At 41.7% G+C, this 23,082-nt stretch carries 24 protein-coding genes; 12 read left to right on the forward strand and 12 right to left on the reverse strand.

Going from position 1 to position 23,082, the window contains the following annotated elements:
* The first annotated feature begins 130 nt into the window (after positions 1-130).
* Complete coding sequence (locus PI95_RS14320; RefSeq protein ID WP_336507219.1) at positions 131-313, forward strand: FCD domain-containing protein; 183 nt, start codon at positions 131-133, stop codon at positions 311-313.
* Here PI95_RS14320 and PI95_RS14325 read toward each other — a convergent pair.
* The 3 genes from PI95_RS14325 to PI95_RS14335 all read right to left on the reverse strand — a co-directional run bounded on the left by PI95_RS14325 (position 301) and on the right by PI95_RS14335 (position 3,475).
* Positions 301-1,113 carry a hypothetical protein gene (locus PI95_RS14325; RefSeq protein WP_039748451.1) on the reverse strand — a complete coding sequence of 271 codons (813 nt, stop codon included), beginning with the start codon at positions 1,111-1,113 and terminating at the stop codon, positions 301-303. The genes PI95_RS14320 and PI95_RS14325 overlap by 13 nt on opposite strands.
* Positions 1,114-1,168: 55 nt before the next feature.
* Positions 1,169-2,338: a baeRF7 domain-containing protein gene (locus PI95_RS14330; protein WP_039748452.1), complete on the reverse strand. Its 1,170-nt coding sequence runs from the start codon at positions 2,336-2,338 to the stop codon at positions 1,169-1,171.
* Positions 2,339-2,803: 465 nt separating this feature from the next.
* Complete coding sequence (locus PI95_RS14335) at positions 2,804-3,475, reverse strand: DUF1361 domain-containing protein (RefSeq protein ID WP_039748453.1); 672 nt, start codon at positions 3,473-3,475, stop codon at positions 2,804-2,806.
* Positions 3,476-3,604: 129 nt separating this feature from the next.
* Here PI95_RS14335 and PI95_RS36815 point away from each other — a divergent pair, with 129 nt between their 5' ends.
* Complete coding sequence (locus PI95_RS36815) at positions 3,605-3,739, forward strand: hypothetical protein (RefSeq protein WP_268896773.1); 135 nt, start codon at positions 3,605-3,607, stop codon at positions 3,737-3,739.
* On the opposite strand, the gene PI95_RS14345 is transcribed toward PI95_RS36815, so the two are convergent.
* The 3 genes from PI95_RS14345 to PI95_RS14355 form a co-directional block, all read right to left on the reverse strand.
* Positions 3,736-5,007 (reverse strand): hypothetical protein, encoded by a 1,272-nt coding sequence (locus PI95_RS14345; RefSeq protein ID WP_236117066.1) that lies wholly within the window; start codon positions 5,005-5,007, stop codon positions 3,736-3,738. The genes PI95_RS36815 and PI95_RS14345 overlap by 4 nt on opposite strands.
* Positions 5,008-5,154: 147 nt before the next feature.
* Positions 5,155-7,149: an iron uptake porin gene (locus tag PI95_RS14350; RefSeq protein WP_163518893.1), complete on the reverse strand. Its 1,995-nt coding sequence runs from the start codon at positions 7,147-7,149 to the stop codon at positions 5,155-5,157.
* Between the two features lie 210 nt (positions 7,150-7,359).
* On the reverse strand, positions 7,360-7,836 hold the full coding sequence (locus PI95_RS14355; protein ID WP_039748455.1) for a hypothetical protein: 477 nt from the start codon (positions 7,834-7,836) through the stop codon (positions 7,360-7,362).
* An 83-nt stretch (positions 7,837-7,919) separates the two neighbouring features.
* Between PI95_RS14355 and PI95_RS36820 the strand changes: the two genes are divergently transcribed.
* The 5 genes from PI95_RS36820 to PI95_RS14375 all read left to right on the forward strand — a co-directional run bounded on the left by PI95_RS36820 (position 7,920) and on the right by PI95_RS14375 (position 11,129).
* Positions 7,920-8,042 (forward strand): hypothetical protein, encoded by a 123-nt coding sequence (locus PI95_RS36820; protein WP_268896774.1) that lies wholly within the window; start codon positions 7,920-7,922, stop codon positions 8,040-8,042.
* 111 nt (positions 8,043-8,153) lie between these two features.
* On the forward strand, positions 8,154-8,888 hold the full coding sequence (cbiM, locus tag PI95_RS14360) for a cobalt transporter CbiM (protein ID WP_336507218.1): 735 nt from the start codon (positions 8,154-8,156) through the stop codon (positions 8,886-8,888).
* 13 nt (positions 8,889-8,901) lie between these two features.
* On the forward strand, positions 8,902-9,273 hold the full coding sequence (locus PI95_RS14365) for a PDGLE domain-containing protein (RefSeq protein WP_039748456.1): 372 nt from the start codon (positions 8,902-8,904) through the stop codon (positions 9,271-9,273).
* A 114-nt stretch (positions 9,274-9,387) separates the two neighbouring features.
* Entirely contained in the window at positions 9,388-10,164 is a 777-nt protein-coding gene (cbiQ, locus tag PI95_RS14370; RefSeq protein WP_039748457.1) for a cobalt ECF transporter T component CbiQ, read from the forward strand.
* A gap of 164 nt (positions 10,165-10,328) precedes the next feature.
* Positions 10,329-11,129, forward strand: coding sequence for an energy-coupling factor ABC transporter ATP-binding protein (locus PI95_RS14375; RefSeq protein ID WP_039748458.1), 801 nt, complete (start codon positions 10,329-10,331; stop codon positions 11,127-11,129).
* 2 nt (positions 11,130-11,131) lie between these two features.
* Here PI95_RS14375 and PI95_RS14380 read toward each other — a convergent pair whose 3' ends face one another.
* From PI95_RS14380 to PI95_RS14395, 4 genes are all read right to left on the reverse strand, one after another.
* Positions 11,132-11,959, reverse strand: a complete 828-nt coding sequence (locus PI95_RS14380; RefSeq protein ID WP_039748459.1) for an energy-coupling factor ABC transporter ATP-binding protein — start codon at positions 11,957-11,959, stop codon at positions 11,132-11,134.
* Positions 11,960-12,020: 61 nt separating this feature from the next.
* Complete coding sequence (cbiQ, locus tag PI95_RS14385; RefSeq protein ID WP_039748460.1) at positions 12,021-12,818, reverse strand: cobalt ECF transporter T component CbiQ; 798 nt, start codon at positions 12,816-12,818, stop codon at positions 12,021-12,023.
* Positions 12,802-13,116, reverse strand: coding sequence for an energy-coupling factor ABC transporter substrate-binding protein (locus PI95_RS14390; RefSeq protein WP_039748461.1), 315 nt, complete (start codon positions 13,114-13,116; stop codon positions 12,802-12,804). Before PI95_RS14390 ends, cbiQ (PI95_RS14385) begins: the two co-directional genes overlap by 17 nt.
* A complete protein-coding gene (locus tag PI95_RS14395; RefSeq protein ID WP_039748462.1) occupies positions 13,103-13,888 on the reverse strand; it encodes an energy-coupling factor ABC transporter permease in 786 nt (261 codons plus the stop codon). The genes PI95_RS14390 and PI95_RS14395 overlap by 14 nt, the downstream gene beginning before the upstream one ends.
* Positions 13,889-14,317: 429 nt before the next feature.
* Between PI95_RS14395 and PI95_RS14400 the strand changes: the two genes are divergently transcribed.
* The 5 genes from PI95_RS14400 (at position 14,318) to PI95_RS14420 (ending at position 19,341) form a co-directional block, all read left to right on the forward strand.
* Positions 14,318-15,358 (forward strand): multicopper oxidase domain-containing protein, encoded by a 1,041-nt coding sequence (locus PI95_RS14400; RefSeq protein WP_039748463.1) that lies wholly within the window; start codon positions 14,318-14,320, stop codon positions 15,356-15,358.
* Between the two features lie 314 nt (positions 15,359-15,672).
* Complete coding sequence (locus tag PI95_RS14405; protein WP_039748465.1) at positions 15,673-16,716, forward strand: 4-helix bundle domain-containing protein; 1,044 nt, start codon at positions 15,673-15,675, stop codon at positions 16,714-16,716.
* A 176-nt stretch (positions 16,717-16,892) separates the two neighbouring features.
* Positions 16,893-17,327: a ferritin-like domain-containing protein gene (locus PI95_RS14410; protein WP_039748466.1), complete on the forward strand. Its 435-nt coding sequence runs from the start codon at positions 16,893-16,895 to the stop codon at positions 17,325-17,327.
* 151 nt (positions 17,328-17,478) lie between these two features.
* Positions 17,479-18,441 carry an FTR1 family iron permease gene (locus tag PI95_RS14415; RefSeq protein WP_039748468.1) on the forward strand — a complete coding sequence of 321 codons (963 nt, stop codon included), beginning with the start codon at positions 17,479-17,481 and terminating at the stop codon, positions 18,439-18,441.
* Positions 18,442-18,543: 102 nt separating this feature from the next.
* On the forward strand, positions 18,544-19,341 hold the full coding sequence (locus PI95_RS14420) for an MOSC domain-containing protein (RefSeq protein WP_039748469.1): 798 nt from the start codon (positions 18,544-18,546) through the stop codon (positions 19,339-19,341).
* A gap of 191 nt (positions 19,342-19,532) precedes the next feature.
* On the opposite strand, the gene PI95_RS14425 is transcribed toward PI95_RS14420, so the two are convergent.
* Positions 19,533-20,111, reverse strand: a complete 579-nt coding sequence (locus PI95_RS14425) for a pentapeptide repeat-containing protein (protein WP_039748471.1) — start codon at positions 20,109-20,111, stop codon at positions 19,533-19,535.
* Positions 20,112-20,299: 188 nt separating this feature from the next.
* Positions 20,300-22,735, reverse strand: coding sequence for an nSTAND1 domain-containing NTPase (locus tag PI95_RS14430; RefSeq protein WP_052325272.1), 2,436 nt, complete (start codon positions 22,733-22,735; stop codon positions 20,300-20,302).
* Positions 22,736-23,082 lie beyond the last annotated feature (347 nt).

Below are 23,082 nucleotides of genomic sequence, written 5' to 3' on the forward strand. Positions count from 1 at the left end.
GCAAAATACTTCAATTTGTAGTAAGCGGCGATCGCCCTTGAAACCCTTTGTTTAAGCGCTCTTCGCGCTGACTACAAAAAACACCAAGCGATTCTCAGCGGAATTTTTCAGCCAGGACAATCGCACATTAATCTCGAATCTCGAACGTTATGTTAATTTACAAATAGCTGAGATGGATGATTGGGAGCGATCGCAAAAAGAACACTATCAACTGTTAAATGCTTGTCGAGAGCGAGATACAAAAGCTGCTGTCAGGCTACTGAAACGACACATTGATTCAACCGCAAAGCAGCTAATACATCAATTGCTGTAACCAGTTTCACGCAAAAACTGACGCACTTGGGCAAAGTATTTAGAGCGATCGCTTCCTTGATAAACTTGCTCTACCTGCTGCCAAGCTTCCTTTTGTTGTCCCAACATATATTTATCTGCCAAATATGCTGCTAAAAATCCCTTGCCGTCATCACCTTCTTTTTTGGCTTCCAGATAAGTTTGCCAATTCTCAGAAGCATGTTTGGCGATAGATTTTGGAAAGCGTCTGGTAACATCAATCATTTTACCTTGGCGATATTGCCAAATTTGCAGTGGATAGCCCGAAGCGGCATAAGATGTAAAAGCATAGGCAAAGCGATCGTCTCGACTTTCAAATTCTGATAGTCCGTCTTGGTCTAAATCTTTGAGTTGATAGCCAGCATTGCCCCATTCATGGCGTATTTGAGTGTATTGCTTAGATGTGCCGTTGTAACGATAAATTAATGAATAAACACAACAGTGCGCTCCGCCTGTAAAGAAATCGGCGATTACTTCTGGTTCTTTGTTGCCGTCTAAGTCTACCACAGGCAACTTTAGTTTTTCAGCCAGACTGCTTGAAGGGCGATCGGATTCACTTTCTTGCGGCAATTTTTTATCCAAAATTGTTTTACCTGCCCGGATAATTTTCAACCGAACATTTTTATACTGGTATTCCTGGGGTTTGTCGTAAGATATTTCTGCCCGCACATTGCCTGAAAGTCCTGTGATAGTTTCTGCGATCGCTCCTTTGGCAAACATTGCCACATTCAAAAGAGTTAAAGCGATCAGAGATTGATTGATAAAGCAACGAATATTATTCATAAATGGTGTTGTATATAGCTTGTTTATCTTTATACAACACCATAAACACAATTAATCAATATCGGAAAATTGCCGCCGCGTGTGCGCCATTTGGCACTTCTTCTGGCTCAACGGTGTAAACCGTACCACTATTTAAAAGCGTATGAATCGCGGCAAAATCTAACATATCCTCGTCGTCTGGCTCTGCTTCTGGGTGTAAATCCACACTCATGTTTTCTGGATCGAACTTACCCCATATTTGCTGCCCTACAGGTACAAACAAAGAATCAACTCTTTGGTAATAAGCAGCTGAAATGATTTCTTTGATATCACTAGAAGCTTTACCAGTTCCCTCCCCTGCTAGTTGCTGATAAAGCTCCATTGCATCCTTTTCTGCCTGAGAAAACATAGGTTCTACGATTTGCCAAGCATCTTCGTGCAATTCTTCTGCCTGGAAGACTTCTGGTCTGCGAGTAATGCCTTCTTCTACCAAATGCGGATAAGTATTTGCCTCACGGTAAATCGGATGGAGATACTCAACTCCTGCCAAAACTAAAGGTGCTTTTTGATTTCGCAGTTTCTCGTGCAACGGGGCATCAATAGCGTGAAAGAATTGGAGGATGTCTTTTTGATGCTCATCCCTGTCGGGACTTCCCTGCCCGTGAAACGAACCAGGCTGGGTAAAAGAATTTGAGGTTCCCCCTTTTGATGTAGCGATCCGAAATTGACCTTCTTTAGCAGTTTCGTCATATTGAAGGGCTTCATCGAGGCTCTTAGGCATATTTTTTACCTCTACCTCTTTGATGCTGTAGCGTGTTCCCTCAAAAAACTTAACATCCTTTTGGCTCAAAGCTAGGACATAAAAGCGTCCATCGTTGTTGACCAGATGTAGCAATGGCTTGAGGTGGAATTGGTCGCTAACAACCACTAATTCTTGAAACTCCATCGGCAGTTGGTAGTAGCGAAATACATTTGGAGAAACAAAAATTACCAATCCGTGGTCTTGATTTTCCCAAAACTCAACCGTATCAAGTTCCTTGGCTGGCTGGAGAAAATCTACAGCCTCAGTGTGACGAGACTCCATTGTATCTAAGCGTGCTTCGGCTTCACGGATTAAATTTTTGAAGCGAATTGGGTTTTGTCGAACTTCTGGTCCGGCTTTTACCATAGGCATGTATAGAGATACACATGGAATTTGGGGGTTTTCTACTAAACTTTTTAGTTCATCAATAGACAATAGCGCCATATTAAACTCCGATGATAGTTAATCTTCATCTGAACAATCTAGATTCATTTCAAATCTAGATGTGCTTTGCTGCATCCTTCTTTTGATAAGAAATTACCCGTCGCATCCCCCTTCTTTAGATGGAGGACATGACGGGTACAGAGGTGAATGAGTTTTTATTTAATATTCTGTTATTGCTTACTACCGATATGAAAAAGTGCGTAGAAGCTCTGCTTCTTGTCAAAAGACATCGCAGATTTTTCTCAAATAACAGCGGTTCAAATAAAACCATTTTCATTTACTAACAGTTTTATTTGATTTTTTTAATCAGATAATATTCATGATAATTGGGTAAGCGACTTGTTCGCCTTGGTCTGTGACAAAAGAAGGAACTGCGAACCCAAAGGGTAATTAGTAATCGAAAATTGTCAATTGCAAATTTGCCTGTTTGTCTCCATCCAATCTAAAAATCTCAAATCAGCAAACTTATCCAGCGTTGTGGGTGTTAGGATTGGATGATCGTGACTTAATATCTACCCCATTGTGCGGTTGCCTAAGAAAACTCAAAATCACTTTTTTCATCAGCCAGTGCAAGGCTGTTAGTATGACAAAAGTGATGGTGATAATCACCAAAGGCTGTTTTCCAAGAATTTCCTCTATGCCTTTGGTGATTATGGCATCTGGTTGCGTAATAAAATCCCAACTGTTGAAACGCAAAAACCGTCCCCAATAAATACCAACGGCATTGAAAGCATGGGTAATTAACTCAACCCCCAAAATCCACTGGCTTTTGCCAATGCGGTGTAAGTAGTAACCCCAATTAATTAAAGATATTACATAAGCTCCAAATCCAGCCGAAATCACCAGCAAATATACCGGAATTATCACTAGAGTAATCATCCATACCGATGGAACTGAGCGGATATCATGTATGAGGTGAATGACATCAGTTAATAAATAAGGCGCATTCGGTAAAAAAGCGAAGAACACCAGGAATCCGAACCACCAAACCCAAGAACGTCCGCGACGAGTGCGAAACAACCAAACACTCAAAGCCAAGGGTATAAAAGCCAGAAATAAGTTCCAAGTCATCCAACCCACATTTCTTTGCAAGACTTGCATGACTGTGGCGATTAACTCAAAAAGATGTTCTTTCATATACATTTCCGAAGAAAAGGTGTGATTGACACTATTTTAAGGGGTGCAATTAGCTAGTGTGTTGTTTTTCTTGCCAAACTGTGCGTATTCGGGATTTCCAGAGTTCTAGTAGCGAGTGGGGAGTGGGTAATGGGGAGTGGGGAATGGGTAATGGGTAATGGGGAATGGGGTAATAACTTTTCTCATTACCAATTACCAATTACCAATTCCCAATTCCCAATTCCCAATTCCCAATTCCCAATTCCCAATTCCCAATTTTCCTAACGCAGCAACACTCGACTGCGCGGACCAATAGTTTGCTTGGGTGCAGATGGTTTTGTGGGGCAATTTACATCTTTGCGCGAACAAATACTTGAGGCAAGACTTAAAGGATGGAGTGCCAAAGAATTACCGTTACTGAATTCTACATTGGGTTCAACAGAGGGTGAGGGAGAATTTGATGTTGCGATCGCGCTTTGTATCGGCGATATAATTTCACCAGCGATCGGTGTACCACCACCAATATCAATTGGTGTACCACCACCAATATCAATTGGTGTACCACCACCAGCATCAATTGGTGTACCACCACCAGCATCAATTGGTGTACTACCACCACCAATCGGTGTACCAGCACCAATCGGCGTACCACTGACAATCGGTGTAGCACCACCATTAATCGGTGTAGCACCAGCATCAATCGGTGTAGCACCAGCATCAATCGGTGTAACACCAGCAGCAATCGGTGTACCACCACCAGCATCACTACGGGGAGTGATGGGAGTTGCACCTGCGGGAATAGTGATGAACAATTTTATCAGGGGTGCATTAGTCATTTTCAAGGAGGTGACGGTTGGCTTACCTGGTATATCAGACTTGAAATCAAAGACTGTAGGGGTAGCACTACCATTGCTTTGGCTATATCGCGGTCCTTGTCCAGTTACTCTAAAAGTACCTTGATACTGCTGTCCCGTTTTTGGATCGGTGACAATGCCGGTGTAAAGCGCTTTTTTTAACCCAAACTCATCTTGAACTACAGCTTCAAATTTGGTTCCGGGCAATTTTCCTTGATAATTATAGGATGTCAAGTCACCGCTTGAAAGTGCTGGCGAAGTCAGCAAGCCATCAAATGAGACAACCGGAATGCCTTTAAAGTCAACGAAGTAATGCAGACTGCCATCGGCGCGAGTTTGTACCTTCACATAGTTAGAGGTATACAAGGGTACTCCTTGGCGGTAATAAGTACCTTTGGAATTTGTATCTACACGAGTAACTACCCGGTTGAAGTTCGGATTAAATTTGGGAAGTTGGATAGTACCTGATAAAGTGCCAGTGCTTTGAATTGTAATTTGAGCAAAAGCAGATTCTGCCCCGAAACCGATAATGGCTGCGGCTAGACTGCTAGTAATAACTAGTAGTCCACTAAAGGAATTTTGATGGGTGAATAATGTAGTAAGGACTTTAGTCCTTGATTTGAGCGCTGAAGCGCTCACTACGAAACTCTTAACTTGGGAGTTGGATTTGGTTTTAATTGCTGACGATTTTAATTGCATTGAAAACTTCCTTGATTAATATGCAAAAAAAATCACGCATGTTTTTACAGCAGGGGAATCTCTGCTTTAATTACGCGCGTGAAAATGAAAAACTGACTACACCCGTATGCAATTAGTGCATTTATTTACATTTACATCCGTACAGATTTAAAACCGGAATGTTGCTCTTAATGCCCCTACTACCAAGGGATCGTTAGCAGCGTTGTGATCTGGATTGAAAATCACAAAAATGCCCGGAGTGAGAGAGATATTGTCATTGAGTTGGGCGCGATAAAAAAGTTCTACGTGCAGTGATGTGTCGTCGCGTCCACCCGGTGTACCTCCTTCAGAAAAGTTGGGAAAATTGAATCCTTCAGGTAAAGAACTAGAAGTAATTTTCGGGGGTTGTCCGACGAGAATGCCGCCCAAATTGCCGGAACGCAGTAAATTGGGAAAAGCAGCGAATACCATCCAGTTTGTAGTTTCCACGCTTCCAGAGAGATTGACTGGATTTGAGTGAGTCCAACCTCCCCAACCGCCTAAGTTAAAATTAGGATTAATGCGCCATGTGACGGTAGCGCCGACAGCATGGGTATCAAAAGCTGTCGCAGGTGCAAAAGGGGAAATTAACTGAGCATCGCCGATACCGGTTCCTAGTAAGCCATCGGGAGAGTGGGAGAAAAGATAATGCAGCCCGACATCGATGTTATTGGTGGGTGCTACAGTTAGTTGAGCGCCGGCGGTATATCTGCCGCCAAAAAGTCCGCCAGCTTGGATATCACCGGGAAAACTGGGAATTTCGGCACTGTAAACGCCTTGTAAACTCAGGCGATCGCTTATTTGCCAATCGAAGCCAACACCGCCAGTACCGTTACCAATTGCCAAAATCGGGTTACGCTGACCTAATAAAGAAATTGCTCCCTCTCCATTCCCTTCTAGAGGGTTAATACCGCGAAAGGTGTTCGTAGGATTAACACCCACCGTACCAACAATAATTCCTAAGTTGTCTGAAACCGGAAATCGATAAGATAAATCACTGATATATAAATCGTTATTTGTATTTGACTCAAAACCCAACCGCCCCATATTGTTAAATACTGAAGACGCAGAAGAATTTAAATTTCCCGAACTCAGCCCAGTTAACAGTAAATCTTGCCCTGTAAAGGAAGTAGCGAGGGTTAGTTGCACGCTATTGGCAAAAGTCAGATTCGTTTCTGCCTTGCGTTCTGGTACTTTATCTCTAGGAAACAAATCGACATCAGCGCTATTCGTTCCCTGGAGGCTAAAAATAGCTTGCCCAAATAGTCGCGTCGTGGTGGAAAACTGATTTGCTTGTATTTCGCTTGTGTGGCTTTCTAAATTGTCTACCCGCTGCTCAACTTGCTTTAACTCTGCTTGAAACTGAGTTTGCAAGCGTTGCAACGCGATTAAATCCTCATCTTTAACAGTATTAGCTGTATTGTTAGTTATTAATTTATTAATCTGCTCCAGACAATGCTGTAAACCAGCTGCAAATTCATAACGATTGATAGCGGTGTTGCCTAGATAAGTTTTATTTGGATATCCAGCAATGCAGCCATAGCGTTCTACCAGAGATTGCAAAGCTCCAATTGCCCAGTCTTGCGGTTGTACATCGTCCAGTTGCGACACCGATGTGACTTGAGACATTTCGGGGGATGGAGGGAGTGGAGGAGGGGGGGAGGGGGAGAGGGGGGGAGGGGGAGCTATTTCTGGAGCAGGGGAGGCAGGGGAGGCAGGGGAGGCAGGGGGAGCAGGGGAGGCAGGGGAGGCAGGGGGAGCGAATTCTTCCTTGTCTTCCTTGTCCCCCTTGTCTCCCTTGTCCCCCTTGTCTCCCTTGTCTCCCTCATCCCCCTTATCCCCTACTTGAGCAAAGGAGCCTTGAGAGGGAATTTTTTCTCTAATTTTATTAAGTATATTTTGATGCTCTGGTTTTAGCGCTGACTGGACGGGTTGGAGATTTGCATCCGCTTGTATCAATTCAGGTGGTGTGATTTGGGTCGGTGGGACAATTTTCTTTGCCTCACTCTGTTTTGACTGCTGCACCACATTATCTGACGGAAGTGGTGGCTGTTCAGGTAATTTGGGCGGAGATGCTTGCCCAGCAGTTAACATGCCCGCCATCAGCAGACCGATATCGCTCATTGTATTTCACTTTACTAACACCAATATTTCTCTTGACAGAAAAATTTGTCTTATTCAGGAATATTTCGGTTATTAAAGTAATATAAGTTACTAATATCTCAGCATGTAACTGCTTTCTTGCCATTAGCCATTAGCCTTTTCCCCTCTTAAAAAACCTTTCCCCTTTCCCCTTCCCCCTCTTTTTCATCAATGACCGATTACCTAGATAAATTACTCCGGTTGGCTACAGTACTTTTTCACCTCAGCTTCTAAAGCATCAGACTGTTTAGCTGTGGTTGCGGCGGATGTCAATGCGGTATCGATATCTGTTCTGGCTTTTTGTATTTTTTCTCTACCAGATTCTGAAGCTTGTGCTGTTTTAGCTGAACCAAGAGCTTTACCTGCTTTGGTTATCTGTTTGCCGAGAGTGTCAAACACTTTCACAAATTTGTCTTGATATTTTTTCAAGGAGGGGTCTGGTAGGTTCATTTGCTTGAGCGATTTGGTGACAGCTTCGAGATCGGACGCGAGTTTCAAACTGGTTGTCACCTGCTGACCTTTGTTTTTTTCAATCAGAGCATTTCCTTCACTAACAGCGGATATCAGGCGATCGCACTGAGCAACTTTGCTGTTATCGCAACCACTGAGCAACAAAGCGATGCTCAGACTAACAGGAATAATAACAATATGTTTACGCCAAACCAACATTAATACCCCACCACTTACTTAAACCCAACTAATAATACCCATTGATTCTGTAATTTTTATCAGTTTTCCGGTCAATCCCTGGCATGGGGAGTGGGGGGCAGGGGGCAGGGGGCAGGGGGCAGGGGGCAGGGGGCAGGGGGAGTTTGTCTCCTCATCTCCTTGTCTCCTCATCCCCCCATCTCCCCATCCCCCCATCCCTCACTTAAGTAAAAATGCCCCCCCATAGGATTGAATTATGGGGAAATTCTCAGTTAATGTCGAATGTTGCGTATATTGCTTAACCTGACTAAAAAAGTCTTTAGATTACGGAAATAATTGTGTTTGCTTTTATTACATATTCAAGCTGGCTGCACTGGATAACTCAGCCGCAGTTAGCTATGCACATCCCCGATGGCTTTCTGAGCTTACCTATTATCGCTATTACATGGGTAATTGCGATCGCTTTGATTGCACTCGCACTTAACAGAGCGCAGGCAGAATACCAAGAACGAGCTGTACCTCTAATGGGTGTATGTGGGGCTTTTATCTTTGCGGCTCAAATGATAAATTTCCCTATTCCTGGAGGCACTTCCGGACACCTTTTAGGTGGAACGCTGGCAGGTGCTTTGTTGGGTCCTTGGGCTGGCTCTTTGGTCATGGTGGCGGTGTTTATCGTCCAAAGCGTAATATTCCAAGATGGCGGCTTGACTGTGCTGGGCGCCAACATTTTTAATATGGGGTTGATTGGCACGTTTGGTGGTTATTACTTATACAAAGCAATTCGCTTTGCCATAGGTGGTAATAAATTGTCAGGAATGGTAATTGCCGCTGCTGTTGCAGCTTGGACAAGTGTAGTGGTTGCCTCTGTTGTATGTGCTGTAGAACTAGCTATATCTGGAACAGTTCCGTTAACGGTGGCTTTGGCTGCGATGGCATCATGGCACGTAATAATCGCTATTGGTGAAGCTGCAATCACCGTAGTAGCTCTTTCGTTTATTTGGCGGACTCGACCGGATTTATTTTACGATCCGCCACGCAAGGCTGTTGTTTCTCGTCCTCTGTCGCGTTATTAATAGGGATTCAACTATGAGTAATGATACGCGATCGCGCAATCGTGCTTTTGTAATAGCTGGTTTGGGTATTGCTTTGCTAATTGCAATTTTTCTTTCTCCCTTTGCCAGTAAAAACCCTGATGGCTTGGATCGAGTCTCCCAGGATCTCAAATTTGAGGATAAAGCACATGAAGATGCACCAGCTAAAAAGCTACCTTTCTACGCTGTTTTTGATGAATATGCTCTCAGAGGTGTACCCGAAGCTGTAGCTACTCCCATCGCTGGCTTAGTCGGAACTTTAGCCGTTTTTGGCTTGGCTTGGGGAATTGGCAAATTAGTTGTACGTGGTTCAACTTCATCTAATCCTGAGTATGATGAATCCCGGTATACGGATGATTCAGAATAAACCACATGAAAAAAGAGGGGGAAAGGGAAGAAAAGAAAATTCCCTTTTAACTTTTAATTTTTACCCTTACCTCTTCTTTTTATCAATCCAAAATCTCAAATCCAAAATTATTAGATGCTGCTGCATATTGGGGCATTGGCTCTTGATGTTAATAGTAAACAGATTACTCCCTGGCACAAACTCGCTCCCCGCACCCGGATACTATGTACATTGCTGCTTGTATTTGCTATTGCCCTGACACCAAATGGACATTGGTGGACTTGGGCGATTTATGGCTTGGCTGTGGCAAGCATTTTATTACTCAGTAAAGTCACCTTCAGCGTGCTGCTAAAACGTTTAGCAGTTGAGTTGGGTTTTGTCGGTGTTGTGCTTTTGGGTACTTTGTTTCGAGGTGGTGGTACAGTGCTTTGGGCTTGGGGTCCGCTGCAAATTACTACAGTTGGGCTAACTGTTTTAGCTAGTGTCACTACTAAGGCGTTGCTATCTTTACTGATGTTGAATTTGTTAACTTTAACAACTTCGGTATCGGCGTTGCTTAATGCTTTAATCGAACTGCGAACCCCACCTTTGTTAGTGGCAATTTTGGCTTCAATGTATCGCTATATTGGTGTGTTGATCGGTGAGTTTAACATTATGCGACGAGCAGCAGCATCGCGCAATTTGATGAACAGCAATCGTAGTATTCGTTTGGTAGTTGGCAATATGATCGGAGGGCTATTTATCCGCACTTACGAGCGAGGAAACCGCGTTCATCAAGCGATGCTGTCGCGGGGTTATCAAGGAGTATTACCGATAGAAAAATTACCACAAGCAGGACGAAATGATGCGATCGCTTTAACTTTGACGCTCATTTTAGCACTACTTGGACAAGCTGTTTATTTGATTTTGTAATTTGTAATTTGTAATTTGTTAGTTGTTAGTTGTTGGTGGTTAGTGGTTAGTTGTTGGTTGTTGGTTGTCTACTAACCACTATCGACTAACCACCATCCACCATCCACTATCCACTATCCACTATCAACTATCCATTATCCACTAACTAATATCAGATTATATTAATGCATCATAATCCGATAAGAATCAAAAATCTTAGCTATACCTACCCTGATGGAACTCAGGCTTTAAAAAAAATTAATCTATCTATAGAAGCTGGGGAGCGGGTAGCATTAATTGGGGCAAATGGTTCAGGAAAATCTACGTTGCAGTTTCACTTAAATGGAATTACTTTACCTCAAGAAGGAGAAGTAATTATTGGTGAATGGTTAGTAGTTCCGGAGAATTTGCGAGAAATTCGGAATTTTGTGGGATTGGTTTTTCAAAATCCAGATAATCAGCTATTTATGCCCACAGTATGGGAAGATGTTGCTTTTGGTCCGATGAATTTGGGTTTGCGAGACGAAGAACTGAAAAATCGCGTTCTTCAAGCTATGACTGCGGTTGATATCGACCCAGAATGGTTTGGGCAACGCAATACTGATAATTTGTCTGGAGGGGAAAAAAAACGGATTGCGATCGCAGGGGTTTTAGCGATGAATCCGCAGGTTTTGGTATTGGATGAACCTTCTGCTCAATTAGATCCGCGATCGCGTCGTCAGTTAATTGATTTGTTACAAACTTTGCCTTTTACTCAACTGATTGCTACCCACGATTTAGATTTAGCTTTGGAACTTTGTTCCCGCACTATTGTATTAAGTCAAGGACAAATTGTTTTTGATGGTCAGACTGAGCAGGTAATGAACGATTCAGAATTTTTGCTAGCTCACGCTTTAGAACCTCCACTCAGCTACAGTCGTCCTTATTGTTTAATTGAACATGCACCCATTTGTAGAGACGTTCCAATGGAACGTCTCTACGACTAACATTAAAAATAACGAAATAAATTCAATATTTTTTGCCGTACCCGTTCTAAAACAGGTTCTTCTGCCAATTCTTCAGAAAATAACATCTCATATATTAGCGGTACTCCTAACTGTAAATCTTCCAGAATTTGACGTTGTTTAAACACATATTCTGGCTCTCCTTCTAACACGAGTTGCCCTTTATCCATGACAAAAATCCAGTCTGCCCAGCGATAAACTAAATCTAGGTCATGAGTTGCCATGAGTATTGTTGTCCCAGATGCATGAATCTTTTTTAGAGTTGCCATCAGGTTACGAGTATGCAAACGATCCAAATATGCTGTAGGTTCATCTAATAACAACAGTTGAGGTCGTAGCACCATCACATCTGCAATAGAAACTCGCTTTTTTTGCCCTAAACTCAGATGATGTACTGGTCTTTCTGCTAAAGTAGTTAATCCAAATTCCTCTAATGCTTGTTCTACTCGTTGTTTAATTTCTGTGTCTGGTAATCCTAAGTTACATAATCCGTAAGATATATCTTCTTCAACCGTGGAGGCTACAAGTTGTTGCTCTGGATCTTGAAATATAAGTCCGACTTTTTGGCGTAATTGTAGTAAATATTTTCGGTCATACTTTAGTGCCTCTCCTTGCCATTTAACATTACCTTTATGAGGTTTGTATAGACCGTTAGCTAACAAGAATAATGTAGTTTTTCCGCATCCATTTTGACCAATCAAAGCACATCTTTTATTCGCGGGTATTTGTAGTGTTAAATTATTGAGTGCAGATTGTTGTGCGCCCGGATATGTGTAATGTACTTGTTCAAATTCAAGTAAATATTGCTGCATAATATGATATTAAAATAAAGGCACGCAGATGCCCGCAAATGACCGTATTGGGATACTCTGGTCAGAAAACAGATATGCTGCATTCTAATATTATTAATAACGTACAACCAAAAATTGCTTCGATCGCATACCGTTGTGAGTGATGATATCGGTGCGGATGCCAAACTCGAAATTCTCCATTAAATCCGCGTGATTCTAAACTTAAGGAGACTTGACGATAGTTTTCTATGGTACGCTTGAGTAATTGTCCAATTAATAAAGCTAAACTTTTCATACTTGTAGAAAAAGTGCGATAACCACCACGAGATTGTTGAGCAGTCCATAACTCGGCGGCGGCATTTAACAGAACGAAAATAAAGCGATACATTAATAATAAAAGGTCTGTTAAAAGCACGGGAAAACCAACACGCCGCAAAGTTTGCAAAAGTTCAGTAAAAGGGATAGTTAGCATGACAAAATATAAGCAGGAAAGTGAAGCGATCGCTCTCGTTAAAATTGTCAATCCCTGCTCTATACCATGACTGCTTAGATATACATAATACCCGCTAATTGTCAACCCTTTTATTGAGTCATTTTGCACTAAATTTAGATGAGAAATATCTATGGCGTTGATGGCTAAAGCTGGTAAACTGGTTAACCAGAATAAAGTAGCAACATAAATCAATTTCAGATAGATTTTGGCAGAAATCCCAGCATAAACAACTGTCCAAATGCTCATCCAGATAGCAATTAAAATTTGTATTTGTGGATGAGCAAAGGCAATGATGATTAATAGCGCGATCGCTAACAATAATTTCTGCTCTGGGGCTAACCACCGCAACTTATTAGTATAAGCAAGCGTGTCAATCTGAATGTTCATTATTACTCTTTTGCTGTTCGGAGCGCCCTTTGTACAAACCAATTAAAAAGCCCAGTGTCCCTGCACCTATAGCAGCCTGAGTTGCAAATAAAAAGGTTTGCACTTCGCAACTGGCTACATTCATTAGTGGTTTAAACCAAGGTTGATATCCAGGCTGCACTTCAGTAACGGCTTTGGCAGCTCTGTCATCTGCACCGGCAAATTCTGCATTACGTGCAAAGATGAATGGTGCGCCTGCTAAAATTACTACTCCGCCCAGTAACAACCAATTACTCAATTTTTTTTTAGATTGGTTCATTGCTTTGAGGTTCCTGTTTGATTAATTTCAGTAATTCCAATTCTTGCGGGGTGTAAGATTGTAACCAGTTCCATACCAGCACAGTTAGCAATCCTTCACTAATTGCTAAAGGAATTTGAGTTATCGCAAAAATTCCGGCAAACTTGATAAATGAAGCGATAAATCCCCCAATCGGTGCGGGAAAAGCTAAAGCGAGTTGGATGGATGTAATGATGTATGTGAGTAAATCTGCTAAAGCTGCGGCTAAAAAGATGGCGATTCTTTGCTTACCACTTAACCGCATGGTGAGATTATATATCCAGTAAGCGGCAAATGGTCCGGCGATCGCCATCGAAAAAGCATTTGCTCCCAATGTTGTCAAACCACCGTGCGCTAACAGTAAGGCTTGAAATAACAATACTAAACTACCCAGCACCGACATTGCTAAAGGTCCAAACAGCACTGCACCTAATCCTGTTCCTGTAGGATGAGCGCAACTACCCGTGACTGAAGGCATTTTCAACGCTGATAGCACAAAGGTAAAAGCACCTGACAGCGCTAAAAGTAATTTTAGTTCTGGGTTGGTTTGGGTGATGCGAGTCAGCGATCGCAATCCCAATACAAAAAATGGTAACGCTACTACCCACCAAAAAATCGCCCACTTCGGTGGTAAAAAGCCTTCCATAATGTGCATCGCGTAAGCTGGTGCGGATGCGCTGACGATCAGGTAGAAGCTGAGAACTCCGATGATAACTAGTGTTGTGCGTTTTGACTTGAGAATAATTCTCGACATTTTTACCCGCAGATGTATGTCAATCAGTCAGTTTAAATCAACTAATGCCGCGATCGCACTCTTCTAAATTAAAAATCAACAATCCGTGGCAATTTTTTATCAAGGTGAGAAGGACGCATCTTCACATATTTAAGTTCCTTTGTTAAATTCATAACAGTTTATCATTCGCTTGTGGCAACAAAACTATCAACATATGCAAAGCTATAGTAATTTATGTTGCTTTTTAGTTCCAAAATATACGTAAATTAATTCAGCCAAAACTAAATTAATTATGACTTTTTCAGATTGCATTCTTTGATAGGCTAGACTTATTGCCTGAAATAGCAACCTGAGAAAATTATTGACAAAAATTATTGATTTCGATAATATACATAGGTCAATTGCAAAAAATTTGCAAACTTATTTATTTGGGCGCTAATTGGAAATTCCATGCCTAACAATTTTGCTTTGGGGCAAGAAAACCTTTGGAGCCGTCGTCAACTGTTGAAGCTGGGATTAGCTGGTGCGGGTGTGACTGGGGCGACGGCGCTTTGGCATATGTTGAATGCACAAAGTAAGTCAATTGTCAAAATACCGCCGATGGAGGCGATCGCCCAAACTACTGCACTAAAAAACGCAGCTAACCCGATGCAGGTACTCCGGAATTTTGATTATGGCACGGTAAAGCAAGAAAATGGACGCACTATCCGCGAATTTCGCTTAACTGCCGGGACTTCCATCATCCAGCTAAATAGTGTTGTGTCTTACAACATCTGGGATTTAAATGGTCGGATTCCAGGACCAACACTGAGGGCAAAACAAGGCGATCGCGTGCGCGTATTGTTCCACAATCAAGCCGGACATTCGCACTCTTTACATTTTCATGGTGTCCACCCAGCAGAAATGGATGGTATTCGTCCAGTTAGCAACGGTAGCGCCACAATTTATGAATTTGACGCGGAACCTTATGGCGTTCATTTGTACCACTGCCATATTGAACCAGTAACCCGTCACATTGCCAAAGGGTTATACGGAATGTTTATCATTGACCCACCCAAACCACGTCCGCCGGCGGATGAAATAGCCTTAATTATGGCTGGGTATGATGTTAATGATGATAACCGCAATGAGTTTTACGCCTTCAACGGTCAGCCGCATTATTACATGGATAATCCGATTAGGATTTATCAAAATCAGTTGATTCGGCTGTACGTCCTCAACATTATTGAATTCGATCCAGCGGTTACGTTTCACCTCCACGCCAACTTTTTTGATGTTTATCCCACGGGAATGACTCTTACTCCCACCCACAAAGCAGATGTAATTACGATGGGTATAGCGGAACGACACATTTTAGAATTCAGCTTTCGCTATCCGGGTAAGTATATGTTTCATCCGCATCAAGATGCGATCGCCGAAAACGGTTGCATGGGTAATTTTGAAGTAGTCGCGGACAGTAAAAAGCCACTTTCAACTCAGAAAAATTCTTAAGGGGAATGGGTAATGGGTAATGGGTAATGGGTAATGGGTAATGACCACGTTCCCAATTACCTATGCCCAATTCCCAATTCCCAATTCCCAATTTATCAAATTAAATGTGTTGCATTATACTCTGCATCAAATTAGGGCAGAGCCGAAATTATTTGAAAAAAATTATTGAAGTTACAGTTAATTTTTTTGAATTAGTTGATAAAAAATATCATTATATGCAAAAGTAAATTCTACGACTAAATGTCAAACTAACATGCTGTTGCTAGCTGACAAAGTTTTAATTAATACATGAGCAAACGTGTTTTGGAGCAAAAATGATCAAAGTTCGTTACATTTTTTTGGCTGTTGCTGCTTGTGCCATAGTTTCCCTGAGTTCGTGTAATGCAGGCACACCAACCGCAGAGAATACAGGAGCCCCTGTTGCCAATAGCCCCCAGGCAAGCGAGGCAGTAAGTAATAATAATCACAGCGGTCACGGCAGCAAAAATCAAATAAATATCAACACTGCGATATTGTCCGAATTGGATAAGTTTGAAGCCAAGCTAGCAATACCAGCATTATCAAACAAAATTCAAGCAAATCGTCCTTATGCTTCACCTGAGGAATTAGTATCCAAAAAGGTGATTAATCAAGAGCAGTTTAATCAAATTAAAGATTTGGTGACTGTTCAAGAGGTAGTACTCACGGGTGAGGCAAAAGATGTTGACTATATGAGTAAATTGGGATTGATGAAAGGGCATCTTATAGTAGCAAAAGAATTGCTAGATCAAAATCAGCCCAAACAAGCAGAACCTCATATAGGACATCCAGTTGAAGAGATTTATGTTGATGTTGAAGACCAACTAAACGAACGTAAAGTCAAAGAATTTAAAACAACTTTAGTAAGTTTGCAAGATTTAGTAAAATCGAATCCGAAAGCAGCTAAACTAAAAACTGATTTTGCCTCATCAATGCAAGCAGTAGATGGTGCGATCGCCGCTTTACCAGAAGCGCAACGCTCAAAAACCGGATTTGTACTACAAAGCATTAATGAGCTATTAGATGCGGCAAACTCAGAATATGGTGCAGCGATCGCTAATAACAAAATATCTGCGGCAATAGAATATCAAGATTCTCGTGGTTTTGTCATCTACGCCAACGAATTATACAAAGGTATTTCTAGCCAAATGGCGAAAGACTTTCCCGAAGCACATAAAGGCATTGAAACAAGTATGGCTGAACTAGTAAAAGTTTGGCCCTCCGCTATTCCTCCAGCTGCACCGGTGAAAACTCCCGATGATGTTACCAAGCTAGTGAAAACTATTGAGCAAAACTCTCAAACCGTGATTGATAAATCAAGCACCCAAGCGCAGCGATAGCAGTTTTACTTAATTCTTAATAGCAAAATTGAGGAGTTTAAAATTAGCTTAGAAGTTATGTAGAGACGTTCCGGTGGAACGTCTGTACAAAAGTTAGGAATTATACTCATAACTCCTAATTTCTAACTCCTAACTAATTCTCATTACTCTCCACACGTAACTTCAATTAACGCAAAATGCAAGAGCTTGACCAGAAAAAGACCATCGACTTACTCAACGCCATCATGGAATTTGAACTAGCCGGAGTAGTCCGCTACACTCATTATTCTCTGATGGTAACAGGTCCCAACCGCATTCCGATTGTGGGTTTTTTCAAAGCGCAGGCTAGCGAGTCTCTACTTCATGCTGAACAAGTCGGAGAAATACTCACAGGTTTAGATGGACACCCCAGCCTAAAAATTGCGCCGATGGAAGAAACTTACAAGCATTCAGTTAAGGATATTTTGACAGAAAGCTTATCCCACGAAAAAAAGGCTCTGGATTTGTATAAAAGTCTGCTGGAAACCGTCACTAATGCCAGCATTTACTTAGAAGAATTCGCCCGTAATATGATAGGACAGGAAGAGATGCATAATCTCGAACTGAAAAAAATGTTACGCGATTTTAGCTAAGAGTTAAGAGTCAATGGTCAAGAGTCAAGAGTCAAGAGTCAACGGTCAACGGTCAATATGAGTGACTTTAGACTATTAACTCTGAACTATTGACTCTAGACTATTGACTCTAGACTATTGACTCTAGACTATTGACTTTGGACTATTGATAATGAATTTTAGTACTGCCTTACCGACTTTTGTAATTACACTCCGAGAAGGAGTAGAAGCTGCCCTTGTTGTCGGGATTGTGCTAGCTTTGCTAAAAAAAGCCAAGCAATCTCAACTCAACTCTTGGGTGTATGCTGGTGTGGGTGTTGGTATTGCCCTGAGTGCGCTGGTAGGTGTGTTGTTGAGTTGGGTAACGATCGCGCTAAGTGCGGCAAATCCGCAATACGCATCTGTGACAGAGGTTTTGCTAGAGGGATTTTTCTGCGTATTAGCGATCGCTATGCTCAGTTGGATGCTCATCTGGATGACCAAACAAGCCAGATTTATGAAAGCTCAAGTTGAGGGAGCTGTCACAAGCGCTCTCAAAGCAGATAAGAATGCCGGGTGGGGCGTTTTTTGGTTAATTTTAATTGCCGTTCTTCGCGAAGGTTTTGAAACAGTTTTCTTTCTCGCTGCCAATTTTCAACAAGGATTCATGCCAGCTTTCGGTGCTATTAGCGGTTTACTAACGGCAATTGGTATTGGTGTGCTGATGTTTAAATGGGGTGTCAAAATTAACATTCGGCAATTTTTCCAGGTGATGGGCATTTTTTTGGTATTGATTGTTGCCGGGTTGGTAGTGACGGCACTGCAACGCTTTGATGAAGCTGCCGCTGCTTTGGCATTAAGCGATCGCGCTTCCCAAAGCCTTTGTTTTTATTACGAAAGGTTTACCAAAGTCCATTCTTGCATTTTGGGTCCGATGGTTTCAAATACCTCGAAAATCTTACCTGATGAACAATTCCCAGGCATTATTCTCAAATCATTATTTGGCTACAGAGATCGTCTTTATCTCGTGCAAGCAGTAGGTTATGTAGTATTTTTAGTGACTATTGGCGGGACATATTTGCGTAGTATTACAGGTGGCAAGAGCGGGAAAAATCAGCCAGGTAAACAAAAATCTATGAGTTCCAGTTCTGATTAAAAAAGTCTGCAAACGAGAAGTCGGGTTTCTTAAAGAAAGCCGACTTCTGAAGCTTTCAATATAAAATCAGAATTTGGGTTTTTGTTTAAAGTTCTTTGACTAATGAAACAAGCAGAGGTTAAACAGTTATTTATCCATCCAGTGAAGGGTTTAACACCATTAGCACAGGAATGTGTAACCTTAAAAGTTGGATATGGGATACCAGGCGATCGCTCTTTTGCGTTAATGTACAAGCAAGATGAAATAGACGTAGACTCTACTATTGTGCCGTGGATGAAGAAGCACAACTTCATCATGCAAAACGATTGGCACGGACTTGCAGCTTTAGATTGCGAGTATGAAGAAACTAGCGGTATTCTCAGAGTCAAGCGTAAAGGTGTAGAATTATTGATTGGCGATACGAATACAGAAATCGGACGCGATCGCATTTCCACATTTTTCACCGGCTATCTAGCAGGAATTTATCCCAGTCTTGCTGCTAGAAACGGCAAACGCGCACCCTTACAATTTGTGGGGATGTTCAAAGAAACTCGCTATCCTGACAGAGAAGCAGTGCATATTTCTTTAGTTAGTCAAGCAACTATAGATAATTTAAGTCAATTAGCCAAACAAGAAATCGATGTCCGGCGTTTTCGTCCGAATATAGTTGTAGAAGGTGTACCCGCATGGAAAGAATTTGATTGGGTAGGGCAAGAAATGCAACTTGGTAGTGCGAGAATTGAGATAAGTGCCAGAATTAATCGCTGTTTAAATATAGACGTGCATCCAGAAACCGGAGAACGAGATATTGGATTGCTGACTTTACTACAAAAGCAATTTCACCACACCCAAACAGGAGTTTTAGCCAAAGTTATTAGTAATGGTGATGTAGCGATCGGCGATAATTTGCTCACTATATAAGAAACACATTCCTCAGCTCATACCATTTCTTGCGCGAATCGACGTAGAGACGTTCGGTCCGGAACGTCTCTACAAGGTTTATAATCGTTACCGAATATATTTATTAAGCGCAGCCTTACACAGAATTGGTATCACAGCCAGGGAATGTGTTTCTTAGAAGATTAAGAATTAGCGCTATTAGGCACTTGTTATCATTGAACTGTGAATCCTGGAGGTGCGATCGCATCTTCCAAATCAGCCCCTAGCAGGTTTGCCCCTTCTATTTTCGCATCTATTAGATTTGTTTTCTCCAAGTCTGCTTTTTGTAAGTTCGCTCCTAACAGATTCGCTCCTTGTAGGTTTGCCTTCTCTAGGTCTGCATCAAACAAATTTGCATTCTCTAAGTTTGCTCCTGCTATGTTTGCTTTACCTAAATCTGCTCCCTGTAAATTTGCTCCTAACAAATTTGCTCCTTGTAAATTTGCCTTCTCGAAATCTGCATTTGCCAAGTTCGCATTTTGCAAGTTTGCTGCTTGCAAGTTAGCCGAACTCAAGTCTGCTCCATTCAGGTTACACCCGACACATTCTTTGGTTTGTAACAAACGTTTCACATTTGCGCTTACAGACTGTATTGGCGATGCAATCGGGGATATTATGGGAGCGGGTGTAGATGTTGTTTCTGATTGAGCTAAAGCGCTAGGCTGGTCAAGCAAAGAAAATCCGGCTACAAATACAATAAATACTGCCGAGACGACCCAGGAAGTTAATTTTTTTGCAATTGATTTAATCATTTTAAATTTGTGGCTTTGCTTTTACAGAAGCCATCAGTAAAGTGCATAGTTTTCACTTTAAAGTAAGCTCATAGATTAAATCAAACATTATTTTTATTCAGATTTATAAATTAAAGTGATTAAAAAATATTTTCTCAAGTTTTTTGTCTAAACGGCTCTTTATTGGCAGCATCGCTGAGGAGTGTAAATCATTTATCTTCAGCTATATCTGCCTCTGTTGTTTGCGGTATTTTCTTACTAAAATTGTGTAATTGGAAACATGTAGACTGCAAAGAAGATTGCCTAATTTCCTCTACACTGTTATTGACAATCGAAAAACGAAGTTGAATAAACCCAAAAGCGGTAAGTTGCGACAGCAATATCATCACTGCACTAAGTATAGCGATCGCCTTTAAGTGCTTGTTGCGTCTTTTTTGGATGCTACGCTTGACAAACTCCAACTCTGTTAAATTCAACCAGCCAATATCAGACTTAAGTAATTGCTGTACTAACGGCAAGCGAGGATCGTTATACCATAGAAGACCAACAGCCTTTTTATCGTGTTTTTGAGTTGCCCATTTATTTGCAGTCGGTCTTAACTCTGTTTGCAATACTAAAGAAGCTAACTCTTGTTTTTTCCAGTTCAGCAGCTTTTGCCATTCCCGGATTAAAGCATCATGAGCCGGCTCTACATATTCATTATTCTCTATATCGCGTCCTTTCACCAACAACCGCGCCGCCACAAAGCGCGAAATCACCAACTTTACCCGTGTATTTTCGGCTTGTGGATATTCCAGTTCCTTGCATAGCACACGTCTGCGTGTCAAATCGCTGCTACCCACCGCTACCATCCGCAGCATTACGTGCTTGATAGTTTGGGAGTAAGCGGGGTCAAGTTTAACTAACTCGTCATATTCAAAGTCTGCTCTTTTAGTAAGACTGCGCGTCACTCCCCCTAATTCTGCATAATCAGATTGAGTAATTGCCCGATTATTTCTTTTACCTTCTTTGACACTCTGAATATATTTCAGATACAGTTCACTCAAAGTAAAAGAAAGTAGCGGTAAAGCTCCCGGCATCTGTACCACTTCATCAATTACTTCGTCTACTAAACTTGGCGGATCAAAATACATTACCTTGGCAGCGGCTGGTTCGACAATGCACGATCGCAATTCTTGACGCGATATCTTTGGCATCACAAATCGTCCCGATTCCCAGTAAGGTTCTAAAGGTGTATTGCGAAATTGTGGTTCAAAGTCATTTCTGAGTGTCACCACAATTCTTAACTGCTCGGGAAAAGCTTTTATTGCTCTTGCCAATCCTTCAAAGAATTTTTGACTTTCAGTTTCATCTTGGCAAACGGTAACTAATTCTTCAAACTCGTCAATTACCAATAGGAATTTTGCCTGAGGATTCAAACGATACCATTCACCTACACTCTGATACAAATTCTGTAATTCTTGCTCAAAAGCTTTGTTTGGTTCCGCAAAAATTGGCAAATTTTCCTTGATCAGCGTTTTGTTTAAAGCCACAAAAGGCGATTCTCCCGGACGCACTGGAGCCAAAATGCGCCATTCTTGGTGGCTAGTCCCCAGCTTCAAATATGGAATTAATCCGGCTTTTACCAAACTAGATTTTCCCGAACCAGAAGCACCCAGCACTACCGTCAAGGGGCGATCGATCATGAATTCTGCCAGTTTGGAAATTAATTTATTTCTGCCGAAAAATAGCTGACTGTGTTCTTCTTCAAAAGATTTTAAACCCCGATAAGGATTAGTATTTTTGGAAATTGCAGGTGCTGGGGCTAAATGATTGCGGTCAAAACTAGGAATGGGAAAGATGTAATCACCATCATCATGGTGTTTAAGGTGACGCAAGTTAGGGGTTTGTTTTGCGTTTATCTTATAGAACTCGCTCTGTAAATAGACAAAAAGTTCTGTTGCTGTAAGTAGACCGTCTTGACTCAAGTCAACTTCTCCTCTAAGTGCTTTGAGGAGAACGAGCGCAAAGGGAGAATGTCCATCATGTTCGCAGCGTTGTCCAAAAGGATATAAGCAATCAACAGCTTTTTCATCATCGCTTGCAGAGGTGATAACTTGCTGGGCACAACTAGAGATAAAGCGATCGTAGCGTTCGCGATAATGTATATTTTGCCGCACCGCTTCTCTGTCACCTGCCCAACGAAATGCCCCTGCAAAGCAGCAGTCGAGGATAATCAACAAATGACGACATGGCAGTTTTTGCAAAGCATCGTGCAGTCGCGTCATCGATAACCAAGTGCCGTCGTTATTCCAGCCTGCATCTTGGGGGACAAGAAAACCCGCAGGACCATCGGCGTTATCAAGGGTATCTAAGGCGATACCATGTCCGGCAAAATAGAAAAATAGTCTATCAGTTTCTTGAATTTCAATTTGGCTGCCATCAGGTAAAAATAGTTTGTGTTGTTCAAGAGCCGTCAATAGACTGTTGAATTTATCGCTATTAGCATCGCCATCTAACAGCAGCAGAACTTGGTATTCGTATTTGCTCTTTAAAGTAGCGGCGATTTCTTTAGCATCATTGACAGCAGTTTGCAGTGCCGGGATGCCATTGCTGTATTCATCGATGCCGATAACTACTGCTAGACTTCGTTTAATTTCTGCCATACATGCAATCTTGACAAAAGTTTTAATATATGCAGCGGTAAGTTATACCTTATTAACTGAACTTTCGTTCAGCAAGTATTGCTTGCCTTATATATTGTTTTAGGTGTGAGCCAAATCAAGTTATGCACATGTAAGGCAGATATCGGCAAGATGTAACAACACTTGGCGTTGCTGAATTTATACCAATTCAGGACTTACGCACTCATCTCGCCGTCACCATTGAATTTACGTAGGGGCAATTCATGAATTGCCCTTGGAATGAACGTGGACAAAAATGGACAGCCTTCTACACAGACTGTCTATGATGCTGCACGAACAACTAAGAACAAGGCTGTCAATGAGTGTCT

Source organism: Hassallia byssoidea VB512170 (assembly GCF_000817785.2).
Taxonomy (GTDB): Bacteria; Cyanobacteriota; Cyanobacteriia; order Cyanobacteriales; family Nostocaceae; genus Hassallia; species Hassallia carrinoi.

Bases quoted from the DNA above. Each gene is read 5' to 3' on its own strand.
- PI95_RS36815 (WP_268896773.1), top strand. From the start codon at position 3,605: ATGGGGAGTGGGGAATGGGTAATGGGTAATGGGGAATGGGGTAATAAC.
- PI95_RS14390 (WP_039748461.1), bottom strand. From the start codon at position 13,116: ATGAACCAATCTAAAAAAAAATTGAGTAATTGGTTGTTACTGGGCGGA.
- PI95_RS14415 (WP_039748468.1), top strand. From the start codon at position 17,479: ATGAATTTTAGTACTGCCTTACCGACTTTTGTAATTACACTCCGAGAA.
- PI95_RS14410 (WP_039748466.1), top strand. From the start codon at position 16,893: ATGCAAGAGCTTGACCAGAAAAAGACCATCGACTTACTCAACGCCATC.
- PI95_RS14405 (WP_039748465.1), top strand. From the start codon at position 15,673: ATGATCAAAGTTCGTTACATTTTTTTGGCTGTTGCTGCTTGTGCCATA.
- PI95_RS14345 (WP_236117066.1), bottom strand. From the start codon at position 5,007: ATGCAATTAAAATCGTCAGCAATTAAAACCAAATCCAACTCCCAAGTT.
- PI95_RS14365 (WP_039748456.1), top strand. From the start codon at position 8,902: ATGAGTAATGATACGCGATCGCGCAATCGTGCTTTTGTAATAGCTGGT.
- PI95_RS14350 (WP_163518893.1), bottom strand. From the start codon at position 7,149: ATGAGCGATATCGGTCTGCTGATGGCGGGCATGTTAACTGCTGGGCAA.
- cbiQ (WP_039748457.1), top strand. From the start codon at position 9,388: ATGCTGCTGCATATTGGGGCATTGGCTCTTGATGTTAATAGTAAACAG.
- PI95_RS14425 (WP_039748471.1), bottom strand. From the start codon at position 20,111: ATGATTAAATCAATTGCAAAAAAATTAACTTCCTGGGTCGTCTCGGCA.
- PI95_RS14355 (WP_039748455.1), bottom strand. From the start codon at position 7,836: ATGTTGGTTTGGCGTAAACATATTGTTATTATTCCTGTTAGTCTGAGC.
- PI95_RS14330 (WP_039748452.1), bottom strand. From the start codon at position 2,338: ATGGCGCTATTGTCTATTGATGAACTAAAAAGTTTAGTAGAAAACCCC.
- PI95_RS14335 (WP_039748453.1), bottom strand. From the start codon at position 3,475: ATGAAAGAACATCTTTTTGAGTTAATCGCCACAGTCATGCAAGTCTTG.
- PI95_RS14375 (WP_039748458.1), top strand. From the start codon at position 10,329: ATGCATCATAATCCGATAAGAATCAAAAATCTTAGCTATACCTACCCT.
- cbiQ (WP_039748460.1), bottom strand. From the start codon at position 12,818: ATGAACATTCAGATTGACACGCTTGCTTATACTAATAAGTTGCGGTGG.
- PI95_RS14430 (WP_052325272.1), bottom strand. From the start codon at position 22,735: ATGGCAGAAATTAAACGAAGTCTAGCAGTAGTTATCGGCATCGATGAA.
- PI95_RS36820 (WP_268896774.1), top strand. From the start codon at position 7,920: ATGGGGAGTGGGGGGCAGGGGGCAGGGGGCAGGGGGCAGGGGGCAGGG.
- PI95_RS14380 (WP_039748459.1), bottom strand. From the start codon at position 11,959: ATGCAGCAATATTTACTTGAATTTGAACAAGTACATTACACATATCCG.
- PI95_RS14420 (WP_039748469.1), top strand. From the start codon at position 18,544: ATGAAACAAGCAGAGGTTAAACAGTTATTTATCCATCCAGTGAAGGGT.
- PI95_RS14395 (WP_039748462.1), bottom strand. From the start codon at position 13,888: ATGTCGAGAATTATTCTCAAGTCAAAACGCACAACACTAGTTATCATC.
- PI95_RS14325 (WP_039748451.1), bottom strand. From the start codon at position 1,113: ATGAATAATATTCGTTGCTTTATCAATCAATCTCTGATCGCTTTAACT.
- PI95_RS14400 (WP_039748463.1), top strand. From the start codon at position 14,318: ATGCCTAACAATTTTGCTTTGGGGCAAGAAAACCTTTGGAGCCGTCGT.